An 11,469-nucleotide genomic window follows, 5' to 3' on the forward strand; every position below is an offset into this window, starting at 1 on the left:
TTAGTGATTATTTCACCCTAGTTGTCTTTCGATTCTCACTTTTAGCACAGAACGTTCATCAGATTCGACCACAGTCAGGCGGTGACCTTTCTCTTCGATCGCATCGCCCTCTGACGGAATATGACGCAGGCGGCTGACGATCAAGCCGCCCACCGTCAGTGCCTCCTCCACCGGGAAATCCACATGTAAAATATCATTGATCTCCGATATCGGCGTTCTGCCGCTCACAAGGTGGCTGTTTTCACTCTCATATTCTATGTAGTTACGACGTTTCGGGTGGTATTCATCAAAGTCGTACCCCACATCGATTTCACCCACCACCTCTTCAAAAACGTCTTCCATGGTCAGGATACCGATCGCAGAGCCGAATTCATCCACCACCACAGCCATATGATCCTTCCTTGCCTGCAGCATCGGCAGCGCACGATCGATGGTCTGCCTTGGAGACAGATAGAGCACCGGGCTAATGTAATCGGTTATCGGTTTCTCCTCCAGGTCCGGCAACATCAGAGCCCAGGTATCAAGGGTGAGAATTCCTTTGACATTGGTGATATTACCGCGATAGACGGGCAGGCGATTGTAACCATGCTTCATGACCAACCGCACTGCCTCCTTCATGTTACGCACTTCATTAAAACCCACTACATCCGGCAATGGGATCATCGCTTCACCAACCGTGGTATCGGCAAAACGAATGATTCTTCGGATCCGCTTGCGATCGATGGTTTGCATGTCAGAGGTCGAATCGGACACATCCAACAGCACCCGCAACTCCTCGCGGGTAATGAACATGTTCTGCGGCACTGTACCACCACCGACAATCCGGGTCGCCAGCCTGGCCACGCGACTGAAGATAAAGATCACCGGATAGAAGACATAGGAGAAGAAGCGCAGGATATAGACCAATCGGCTGACCAGGCTGTCAGCTTCCTGCTGAAATACACTTTTCGGCACCACTTCGCCAAAGATCAACAGGATGGGTGTCAATATGATCACTGAGATCAGGTCGCCGGTATTGCCAAACAGATCGATACAGACAAGCGCACCCAGGGTTGAGATAGTGACTGTAGCGATATTGGTGCCGACCAGGGTCGTACCCAGGATCACATCAGGTGTTTTGAACAGCCTGAGAACCAAATTTGCACCACGATTGCCCAGTTTCCCCTGATGCCGCAGTTTCAGCTTGTCAGAGTTCACCATCGCGATCTCCGATCCGGAGAAAAATCCCTTCAACAAAAGAAAGAAAAGGATCATCAGCAATTCAACGCTCCAGTTCATTTTCAACCTCCTTTGATTGCGTCTTTGCCTTCTCCTCCTGATCAATCATGGCTGGCTTCTCAATCCCCTCCTCGACCTTCTCCTTACCCGCTATTGTCGCCTCTGACCCTTCATCTTCGACAACAGGAGGCTCCTCATCTGTGGCCACGATTTTACGCACCTGTACCTTGCTGATCCGCAGGCCTTTCACCTCCTTGACGATAAACTCATAGCCTTCATTGCGCAGGTTATCCCCCTCATTTGGCAGACGGTCGAAGAGGCGGAAAACCACGCCTCCTATGGTTGCCATCACGGGATCTTCAATATCGAAATTGGTGAGATTGTAAAAGTCGGTAAGGCGCATATCACCAGGAACGGTGTAACTGTTCTCATCCTCTTCCTGGTAATACTCCGAACCGGCCATCTTTCCGGTAATCTCACCGAAGATGAAGGTCAACACATCCTTCATGGTAACGACGCCAAGTACCTCACCGTATTCGCCGAGTACGATGGATATTCGGGTATTATTGGCCTGAAAATAGTCGAACATCTCATCCACCTTCTTGGTGGGCGGAACGAAATGCGCCGGTTTGAGGATCATATCCAGGGTAACCTGCTCCAGATCACCCCCACCTCTGACAAGTCGCAGGATATCCTCCGAGTGGAGAAAACCGATAACGTTGTCCCAGTGCCCCTTATAAACCGGAATCCTTGGATGCTGATAACTGCGAAACGCCTCGATCAGTTCAGATACAGGCAGGTTCGCATCCAGGAAAAGTATGCGCGGACCGGGCGTCATTATCCGTGAAATATCCGTCTCTGAGGCCTCCAGTACATTATCGATCAACACACGTTCAGTGGCTTCGATCACGCCACTCTCTTCACCCTCTTCCAATAAGGTGCGCAGTTCGTCGGCATGCAGAATGTTCTCCCGACTTATCGCCTCACCCACGATCATGGTGGTGATGCGGTCGGATACCGATCTGACCGCTTCTCTCAGGGGCGTGATAAAAACAATCCATCGCGGCAGTATTCTTGCTGTCAACCGGGTTGCGAACTTAACGGGAAAACTGACCGCAATGGTCTTTGGGGTTACCTCACCGATCAACAACAAACAACGGCACCATGATGAGGATGTTAAACCAGGTGACGTTGGCATCACCGTAGAGCATCAGCAGGATCGCCGCCATATTGGCGGCCGAGGCGATATTCACCAGTTCGTTGCCGCATAGTATCGAAATAATCAGGCGTCGCGGCTCATCCAGCATGGCATGGATGCTTTCCGAATGCTTGTCACGGCTGTTTCTGAGTTTTTGCAGATCTATCCGACTGAGAGAGAAGAATCTGCGAGTCCAAGAGAATCGATGAGTGTTCTCAACTCTTCCATTAACTATTCCGAATCGGCTTCTAGCGGCCACGATGGGCGGACAGATTATTACTGAAGCGGGGCCTTTGAATCAGATCGCATGATTCAGAACCCCATCATCAATGGCCAATTAAATGGGCTTGCAGTTATCGGGATTTCAAATACAGCTTCATCCGCTGTATGAATCAAAACAAACCCGGTTATTTTTTTCGTTCAGGATTGAAGTGACCCTGTCGAAGCAACTAAGACTGCACGACAGCTACCTGTTTAATTCTACCTGAAATCACCAGCCCTGGTGAAATGCCGGAATGTTGCTGCCTCCCGGAACGAGCGGTTCGGATGAATCTTAGAACAGCCCCTATATGAGTTTAACAAGAATACAGCCCTTAGCGTATAATTGTTACAGTTTTATGACAGTATGATGACAAAAGCCAGCATACAATAGAAATCCCGACCATAAATTCTCTCTACATCACCACATTGAGGCATGGTGCTGCTTGTCTATCAGAGCAGAAAGCGTTGATACACATACTTCGATAATGCAGCCATGATAATGGCTACTTGAAACAGGCCCGATAATGATACGAAAAATATTTCTTCCCAGCATTCTGATCATACTTACCTATGGCTTCTGGATCAGTCCTGATTTCAAGGAGATAGCAGCAGGTGTCGCCATCTTTCTATTCGGCATGTTATCTCTCGAGGAAGGCTTCAAGGCATTTACCGGCGGAACGCTGGAGCGGATCCTGCGCAATAGTACCAACCGTTACTGGAAAAGCCTCAGCTTCGGTATCGTCAGCACCACGATCATGCAGTCCAGCTCTCTGGTGTCGGTCATCACCATCTCTTTCCTCAGTGCCGGTCTGATCACCCTGGCTGCCGGTATCGGCATCATCTTCGGCGCCAATATCGGTACGACAACAGGGGCCTGGTTGATTGCCGGCCTCGGTTTGAAGGTGAAAATCTCAGCCTACGCCATGCCCATGCTGGCATTCGGCATCATCATGGTTTTCCAAAAATCCAATACATACAAAGGTTTAGGCTACATACTAGCCGGTCTCGGCTTCCTGTTTCTCGGCATACACCACATGAAGGAGGGCTTCGAGGCCTTCAAATCCACCATCGACCTCACCGAATTTGCCGTTGCCGGATACCCCGGTCTGTTTCTGTTTGCCGGCATCGGCATCTTCGCCACCGTCGTCATGCAATCGAGCCATGCCACCCTGGTATTGATTCTGACCGGCCTCGCAGCCGGGCAGATCACCTATGAAAACGCCCTTGCATTGGCGATAGGCGCCAACGTGGGTACCTGTATTACCGCAATCCTCGGCTCGCTCAGCGCCAATGTGGAGGGAAAACGCCTGGCGGCTGCACACCTTGTCTTCAATGTCATAACCGGTGTCATCGCCATCGTCTTTATCCAACAGTTTCTGTGGGGAGTGGAGAGCATCAGCACCCTGGTGGGTATCGCGGACGACGACTACACCCTGAAACTGGCGGTATTCCATACCCTGTTCAACATCACCGGTGTATTGGTCATGACACCCACGATAAACATCCTGGTCACTAAATTGGAAAGCATGCTGCAGGCAAAGGAGGTTTCGGTGGTGGAACCCAAATACCTCTACGATGCCACCATGGGATTTCCCGATACCGTGATGGAATCGGTACGTAAAGAAACCCTGCATCTCTACGATAATGCCCTGGAGATCATTGCCCATGGCGTCAGTCTCCACAGGCGTGATGTTTTCTCCTCGGCCGATCTGCCTGAAATCGTTGAAAAACCTCATAAAGTTATCGATATCGATATCGACGAGGTGTATGGCCGCAACGTCAAGGTGCTGTACGGCGCCATCGTCAGCTATATCTCGGAAGCCCAGACCCACATCACGTCGGAGTACTCTGAAGACCTCTACTCACTGAGACTGGCAGGCCGACACATCGTGGAGGCCTTGAAGGACGTGAAACACTTGCGCAAGAACCTGGCAACCTATATGGTTTCAGACAATGAGCATATTCGTGCAGAATATAATAAATTCAGGTTGCAAATTGGTAACATTTTGCGTGAGCTTGGGGATTTAAGGGTACAGTCCGAGGATCCGGATAACATCACAATCCTCAATCTGGACGGTCTGAAAGCGGAGATTGAAGAGATCGATGTGGTTGCCAACGGTTCGCTGGATCATCTGATTCGTGAGAACCTGATAACCGAGAAGATGGCCACATCGATTATGAATGACAGCGCCTACACCTTCGACATCTCCAAAAATCTGATCGACATGGCGGAGATATTGTTCGCCGCACGCGCACTTGATCTCAGAGAGGCGGAACAGGATATCGCACTCAACGAAGATGAGCTGGAACAGATCATCGAAGAGGTCGAGGCCGAAGAAAAAGCACAAGACAGATAGATAACGAAGAGGTAGCCACCATGCCCCCACCAGAGAAAATTGTAAAAAAATTGATGGACCTGCTCGATGCAGGCAAAAAGAAGGACCGGGCCAAATGTGACCGCATCTCAGAACTCCTAAAGAAACTAAAAAAGCAGGAACGCGTAGTCAAAGAGAAACTGGCTAACGAAAAGGACCGAACAAAACGCAAGCGCCTTTCAACCGAGGTCAAGATCATCCACACTCAGCGCAAAAAAGCGATTCGGCGTTTCAAGGAGCTTAAAAACAAGTGTTAGGTAAGCGTGAACACGCTGACAATCACTTTTTATAGTTATCCACTGCGTCAAGCAGGCGCTGCCGAATTGCTTGACGCAGATCAGGCGGTGAAACAATTTCCACATCAGGACCATATTTCAATAGATCCATCAGTAGTTCCTCAGGGTTGCCATAGGGTAATGTCAACTCGTATCGCCCATCTTCCAGCCAGCGATACTGTTGTTTGGGGTGCCACTCTTCAGAAGCCACCCACTTGGCTGCATGGGGAGTGAAGCGCACGACCGCCAGATTATTGGCTTGCCCCGAGAATATGCCGTAGGTATCGGCAAAGTGGTGTTCCAGCTGTTCTTCCTCCACCTCTTTCGCAACATAATCCAGCTGCCTTGCTTGCCGAATCGAATCCATGGCAAAGGTACGTATTCCCTCACGCAAATGACACCAAGTATCCAGATACCAGTTGTCGCGATAGTGGGTGAGGCGTTGTGGTGACACCTCGCGCTCGCTGACCGTATCACCTGATCGGTTGTAATAGACAAGATAGATCCGGCGCCTGGCTGCCAGACTTCCTGCAATGAGGGTGAAGAACGGACTGGAGGGCCGGGCGGCGGCCCGTATCAGTCGAATCCTGTTTGAGAGCGACTCACCACCCTGCCCCTGCTGCCGCTCCAGCAATGTGTCGATCTTTCGCCGCAACGGTTGCAGGTGGCTCTCCAGGAGACCAGGCTGCACGCCTTCAAGTAACTGCTGAACGGTGAGTAATGCATGCAGTTCTGAGGCATTGAACCAGAGTCCCGGCAGCTCATACATCTCCCCTTCATTCGGATCGTATCGATAGCCGTTGAGTCTTCGATCATAGACGATCGGCGCATTGAGGTAGAGGCGCATCTCTTCGATGAGGCGCTTCACCGTGGCCCGGGAACACTCCAGCTCCTGTTCCAATCGATGTCTCGAAACCGGATAGCGGGCTGTCTGCAGAATACGGTTGAGCTCGAAAATCCGGTCGAACCGATCCATGCAAGGTGTCAAATAGATTTAAGTTTCTGCGCAGGGTTGTCCGGCTCATCCAGGGACCAGAGTCTTTCCAGATGGTAGAAATCCCGCACCTTTGGCTGCATCACATGTACCACGACACCGTTAAGGTCCACCAGGGCCCATTCACCATCTTCCATCCCCTCGGTACCGAGCGGGGCTTCACCGGCTTGTTTCGCTTTGAAGGCCACTGTCTGTGCAATCGATTTCACATGCCTGTCAGAGGTGCCGCTGGCGACAACCATGATATCTGTTATGCTGGTCTTTCCTCGTACATCCAGTACCACCACATCCTTAGCTTTCATGTCGTCCAGCGCCTGCAGAACGACGTCTCTGAGTTCTTCTATTTGCATTGAGTCCTGTGTCTGTTGCCTAATAAAGTGACCGGATCACCGGTGGGGTGCGATTTTACCCAATCTTAAGGTCAAGCATAACCTATTGTGGCTCTTTTGCTTGATCCGTCAGATAGAGATGGTTGTTTTCAATGAGTTGCAGCACCGCCTCCGGTAGCAGAAAGCGTGGAGTCCGCCCCTCGGCAACCAAGCTACGGATCTTGCTTGCTGAAATATCAAGCTGGGTAACCGGCTGGTGCAGGATCGCGCCACAGTCCCGAGCCCTGAGTTGCGCAGGCTTGGAGACCAGATGGGCACCAAGCAGCGTTTCAACCTTTGATTCCTTGGGGCGTTCCTCCCCCGGTCGCTTCATCACAATAAGATGGGCAAGGCGTAAAATCTGATCCGGTCGATGCCAGTCGAGAAAACCGTCAAATGCATCCCTGCCCAACAACAGGCATAACGACCTGTCAGGTTGTTCTTTTCGCAAACTGGCGAGTGTATCCACCGTATAGGAATCCCCAGCACGCCGTATCTCCCTGTCGTCGACAACAAAACCCTGTTGCTGCCGGATTGCGAGCCGCACCATTTCGAGTCTCAGATCTGCGGGAGTCTTGGGCTGAGCGCGGTGTACCGCACCATGCAGGGGGATGAATCGGACCTCATCCAGCCCGACAGCCTGCATCACATCCAGCGCAGTGCGCAGATGGCCGAAGTGAACTGGATCGAAGGTGCCACCGAAAATGCCGATCATCTTCTCGCGTCTAATCAGCTACGGATGTGACCATCACCAAGCACGATGAACTTTACCGAGGTCAATCCCTCCAGGCCGACCGGGCCCCGGGCGTGGAACTTGTCTGTCGAGATACCGATTTCAGCACCTAAGCCATATTCGAATCCATCTGCGAAACGGGTCGAGGCGTTAACCATCACCGAGCTAGAATCCACTTCGGTGAGAAAACGGCGGGCACGTGTGTAATTCTCGGTCACAATGGCATCAGTATGCTGAGAACTGTGGTGATTGATATGAGCAATGGCCTGTTCCAGCCCTGCGACAACCTTGATGGAGAGTATCGGCGCCAGATACTCTGTATCCCAATCAGCCTCGGTCGCTGGCTGACAGTCGGCAACGATCTCCCGCGTGCGTTCACACCCCCGCAGCTCAACCCCCTTTTCGATCAGCGCACCGCCAATCATTGAGAGGGTCTGTTCAGCCACCCCATCCGCCACCAGCAGGGTCTCCATTGTGTTACAGGTGCCATAACGTTGAGTTTTGGCGTTCATAGCCACTGCAAATGCCTTGTCAAGATCGGCCTGGTCATCGATATAGACATGGCAGATCCCGTCCAGATGCTTGATAACCGGCACTCTGGCTTCCTGGCTGATACGTTCGATCAGGCCTTTGCCTCCGCGCGGAATAATGACATCGATCGATTCAGGCATGGTGATCATCCGGCCCACGGCAGAGCGGTCGGTGGTGGCCACCACCTGTACCGCTTCCTGAGGCAGGCCCGCTTTTCGTAAACCGCTATGAATCGAAGCCGCAATTGCCTGGTTGGAATAGTAGGCCTCGCTGCCACCCCGCAATACGGCGGCATTGCCGGATTTCATACAGAGTGCCGCAGCATCGGCTGTGACATTGGGACGTGATTCGTAAATGATGCCGACGACCCCCAAAGGCACCCGCATACGACCCACCTGGATCCCGCTCGGGAGATACTTCATGTCAAAGATCTCGCCGATGGGATCGGAAAGAGCGGCAATCTGACGCAATCCCTCGATCATGCTGTCGATACGCCCAGGCGTCAGTTCGAGGCGATCCAGCAAGGCTGCGTCCAGTCCTTTCTCCGCACCCGCCTCCAGATCCTTGCTGTTTTCTGCCATCAACCTCTGTCTGGACAAACCCAGTTCATCGGCAATGGCCTCGAGAGCCCTGTTCTTTTGCGCAGTGGTTGCGCTGGCAAGCACCCTTGAGGCCTGGCGGGCATCCCCGCCGAGCGCTGTCATGTAGCTGGCAACATCGGAAATCTGTTTTGACATGATCGTATGGTTGTCTCGTTAATTACTGCCGCCAAGGTTTCGGCAGCTGGATCGATTAAACTGCTAACTTTAACAAATCTCGAACAAAATAACGCCATACTTGATCCGATCCTCACCCTAAACCGCAGTGCAACAGGTTCTCAAATGCGTGCATCTCCAAAACCATATTCTGTTTATGGAAATATTCTGCAGGCCCTTTAACATCCCAACAGACCTTTTACATCTCATTGATAATTCTCAGTAATTATCTCACTGTGGTATCCATGGTAGAGGCTAAAAGAAACTGATTGCCACCACGGGATTGAATTATTGCCTCTATTGATCACCAAATTACTTAAGTTCAACAGAATCCAACCGATCTATGTAGTGAGTAAAGATATATATCGAGCAAAGCCTACGACCATGATCAAAACACTTCTAAGCACCCTGTTGATACTCAGTTATAGCGGTCAGCTGTGGGCGGAGCAGTTCATCTTTGATGTACCCATGTTCTCCAAGGGTGCCAGCACCTACTACATAGCGGGTAAGATCGGCGACATGCCAGAGACAGAGTTCATGGTCGATACAGGCTCCAGTTATATGACTATCAACGAGGCTACTTTGAGTAAGCTGCAGGCCAGTGGCAGTCCACTCTACTTACGGAACCTGAGGGGAGTATTGGCCAATGGAGATGAGTTGAGTGTGCCTGTCTACAAGATCTCGAATGTTCGAATCGGCGATGAATGCCTGTTGAAAGAGGTTGACGTCGCGGTGTTTCCCGGCAAGACGCGTCAGATCCTGGGGTTAAGTGCATTGTCGAAGACCGCACCTTTTATTTTTTCCACCCAACCACCACAGCTACAGTTGAGTAATTGCCATCTGGTTAAGGCGGAGACCGGCAACCAGACTAAGCTGGCTGCCGGGATTACGACCCCATAAAGGGGATCCTACTCCCTACCGAAGTTATTTACCTTCAGGAGCGCTGCTGGCCTCGAATGCACTGAACTCGGCCGCATCAACTTGTCCATCCTGGTTCGCATCGGCGGTCTCCCAGCCCTTATAGAGAGCCTCGTGAGCTGTCGCCTCTTCAGAAGAGATGGCACCATCAGCATTGGCGTCGAGTTTGCTGAATGCATCCTCGCCAGCAACCGCTGCGGTAAGAAAACCTGCTGCTGCCAGAGCTACTGCAGAATGGAGGATAGTTTTTTTATTCATAATGTTCTCCTTAACGGAATGTAATGATTTTCGATCCAAAAAGCCCTGTCAGGGCCCTCCGGTATTTCATGAGACACCGCTGGGGGAAGAATTTAAGTGAAGTCAATCACAAAAACACAACTTTAATTCCCAGCAAAAATGGGTTTTTGGGGTTACTCCTTATTTCCCGCTATTTTCACTTTTGATTTCAAAGGCACTGAACTCGGCGGTATCGATTCTGCCATCGTTATTGGCATCGACAGTTGACCAGTTCTTATAGAGTGCCTCACTTACAATCGACTCTTCTGCGGAGATGAAACCATCGGCATTTCGATCCAGCTTCATGAACACGTCTTCAGCGGCTATGGCGCCACAAACTCCACCTAATGTTAAAATTGCAACAAATTGATTTATTAGGATTTTTTTCATCACCTACTCCTTGTTGATGTTGTTTGAATCCCAGGCCGCCAGGATAGCGGCCCTAGGTGACAGATCTGACTACGCGGGAAGAATTAATGGCTTGACCTGGTTCACAAATAAGCGTTATGCCCATTAAAAGCCATTATCTCCCTGGGAACTGTGAGGAACAGGTCACATCTGAGGTATGCCCGCCATACCCCTTGCGAGCTGTTGAAACAACAACCAGGGATCCGCAGAATCCAGCCCCTTTATTGCCTTGTCCGCAAGTGCGCAATCCGATAACAGACGCTGCCAATGATCCACCTGCCGTTGCAATGCCCTGCGCAGGATCGGCTTACGCCTGTCCCAGACGCGATGTTTAGCCATTACCTGGTCCACGCCCTCGCCCAGCCTTATCTCAAAGCTCATTTCGGCGAGCAGGCGAATCTCCCGGCTTAATGCCCAAAGCACCACCGGTGCCGCAACACCCTCACCCTTTAGGCCCTGCAAAATACGGCTCCCCTTGGCGATATCGCCCTCAAGCAGGGTATCGACGAGGCTAAAGATATCGAACCGGGCACTATCAGCCACGGCCTCGATGAGCTTTTCCGGTGTAACCACACCCTGACCATACAACAGCAACAGTTTCTCTATCTCCTGGCTGGCTGCAAGCAGATTACCCTCTACCCGATCTGCAAGCATCTCCACCACTCCTGTTTCCGGTATCAGTCCCGCGCGTCGCAAGCGCTGCTCGATCCAGGGGACCAGCCGCTTCCCTTCAACCGGCCAGATCTGTACCACCACACCTGTCCGCTCAACCGACTGATACCACTTGCTGTTTGTCTGCATCCGTTCCAATTTGGGAAGTGTTATCAGCAAGATGGTATTGATTGCCGGACGCTGGCAGTAGGCGCCGAGGGATTTCCCCCCTTCTGCACCCAGTTTTCCACTGTTGAGGCGTAGCTCCAGTAGTCGTTTCTCACCAAACAGCGAAAGGCTTTCGGCGGCAGTATTCAAACTCGACCAGTCAAATCCACCCACCTGATCCAGGACTTCACGTTCGCTGTATCCCTGCCGATGCGCTGCATGCCTTATCGCATCCCCCGCCTCTTGCATCTGTAAGGGTTCGTCACCGCTCAACAGATAGACAGGGGCAAGCTGTTGCTGCAGATGGTTTTCCAGTTGTTCATTGCGTAGACGCATGTGG

Annotated in this window: 13 protein-coding genes; 3 read left to right on the top strand and 10 right to left on the bottom strand. The window is 51.5% G+C overall.

Going from position 1 to position 11,469, the window contains the following annotated elements:
- Positions 1–12: 12 nt before the first annotated feature.
- Genes AB8516_RS12255 through AB8516_RS12265 form a run of 3 tightly spaced genes read right to left on the bottom strand, consistent with a single transcriptional unit; the run spans position 13 to position 2,675 of the window.
- Positions 13–1,278 carry a hemolysin family protein gene (locus AB8516_RS12255; protein WP_369160994.1) on the bottom strand — a complete coding sequence of 422 codons (1,266 nt, stop codon included), beginning with the start codon at positions 1,276–1,278 and terminating at the stop codon, positions 13–15.
- Positions 1,262–2,371 carry a hemolysin family protein gene (locus AB8516_RS12260; RefSeq protein WP_369160996.1) on the bottom strand — a complete coding sequence of 370 codons (1,110 nt, stop codon included), beginning with the start codon at positions 2,369–2,371 and terminating at the stop codon, positions 1,262–1,264. Before AB8516_RS12260 ends, AB8516_RS12255 begins: the two co-directional genes overlap by 17 nt.
- Positions 2,355–2,675 carry a DUF21 domain-containing protein gene (locus AB8516_RS12265; RefSeq protein WP_369160998.1) on the bottom strand — a complete coding sequence of 107 codons (321 nt, stop codon included), beginning with the start codon at positions 2,673–2,675 and terminating at the stop codon, positions 2,355–2,357. Before AB8516_RS12265 ends, AB8516_RS12260 begins: the two co-directional genes overlap by 17 nt.
- Positions 2,676–3,201: 526 nt before the next feature.
- Here AB8516_RS12265 and AB8516_RS12270 point away from each other — a divergent pair.
- Positions 3,202–5,034: a Na/Pi cotransporter family protein gene (locus AB8516_RS12270; protein ID WP_369161000.1), complete on the top strand. Its 1,833-nt coding sequence runs from the start codon at positions 3,202–3,204 to the stop codon at positions 5,032–5,034.
- A 20-nt stretch (positions 5,035–5,054) separates the two neighbouring features.
- Complete coding sequence (locus AB8516_RS12275) at positions 5,055–5,309, top strand: hypothetical protein (protein ID WP_108295366.1); 255 nt, start codon at positions 5,055–5,057, stop codon at positions 5,307–5,309.
- Between the two features lie 22 nt (positions 5,310–5,331).
- Here AB8516_RS12275 and AB8516_RS12280 read toward each other — a convergent pair whose 3' ends face one another.
- From AB8516_RS12280 to AB8516_RS12295, 4 genes are all read right to left on the bottom strand, one after another.
- Positions 5,332–6,303: a helix-turn-helix transcriptional regulator gene (locus AB8516_RS12280; protein WP_369161002.1), complete on the bottom strand. Its 972-nt coding sequence runs from the start codon at positions 6,301–6,303 to the stop codon at positions 5,332–5,334.
- 8 nt (positions 6,304–6,311) lie between these two features.
- A complete protein-coding gene (gene rsfS, locus AB8516_RS12285) occupies positions 6,312–6,671 on the bottom strand; it encodes a ribosome silencing factor (protein WP_069124964.1) in 360 nt (119 codons plus the stop codon).
- An 82-nt stretch (positions 6,672–6,753) separates the two neighbouring features.
- Positions 6,754–7,404 carry a nicotinate-nucleotide adenylyltransferase gene (nadD, locus tag AB8516_RS12290; protein WP_369161004.1) on the bottom strand — a complete coding sequence of 217 codons (651 nt, stop codon included), beginning with the start codon at positions 7,402–7,404 and terminating at the stop codon, positions 6,754–6,756.
- A 14-nt stretch (positions 7,405–7,418) separates the two neighbouring features.
- On the bottom strand, positions 7,419–8,690 hold the full coding sequence (locus tag AB8516_RS12295; protein ID WP_369161006.1) for a glutamate-5-semialdehyde dehydrogenase: 1,272 nt from the start codon (positions 8,688–8,690) through the stop codon (positions 7,419–7,421).
- Positions 8,691–9,092: 402 nt separating this feature from the next.
- On the opposite strand from AB8516_RS12295, the gene AB8516_RS12300 reads away from it, so the two are divergent.
- Positions 9,093–9,608, top strand: a complete 516-nt coding sequence (locus tag AB8516_RS12300) for a retropepsin-like aspartic protease (protein ID WP_108295370.1) — start codon at positions 9,093–9,095, stop codon at positions 9,606–9,608.
- Positions 9,609–9,632: 24 nt separating this feature from the next.
- Here the strand turns inward: AB8516_RS12300 and AB8516_RS12305 are convergent, their stop codons facing one another.
- The 3 genes from AB8516_RS12305 to holA all read right to left on the bottom strand — a co-directional run bounded on the left by AB8516_RS12305 (position 9,633) and on the right by holA (position 11,465).
- Entirely contained in the window at positions 9,633–9,884 is a 252-nt protein-coding gene (locus tag AB8516_RS12305) for a hypothetical protein (protein WP_083220713.1), read from the bottom strand.
- 159 nt (positions 9,885–10,043) lie between these two features.
- Complete coding sequence (locus AB8516_RS12310; protein WP_369161009.1) at positions 10,044–10,292, bottom strand: hypothetical protein; 249 nt, start codon at positions 10,290–10,292, stop codon at positions 10,044–10,046.
- Between the two features lie 162 nt (positions 10,293–10,454).
- Entirely contained in the window at positions 10,455–11,465 is a 1,011-nt protein-coding gene (gene holA, locus AB8516_RS12315; protein ID WP_369161011.1) for a DNA polymerase III subunit delta, read from the bottom strand.
- Positions 11,466–11,469: the final 4 nt, after the last annotated feature.

The organism is Candidatus Thiodiazotropha sp. LNASS1, assembly GCF_964212655.1.
Lineage (GTDB): Bacteria > Pseudomonadota > Gammaproteobacteria > Chromatiales > Chromatiaceae > Thiodiazotropha.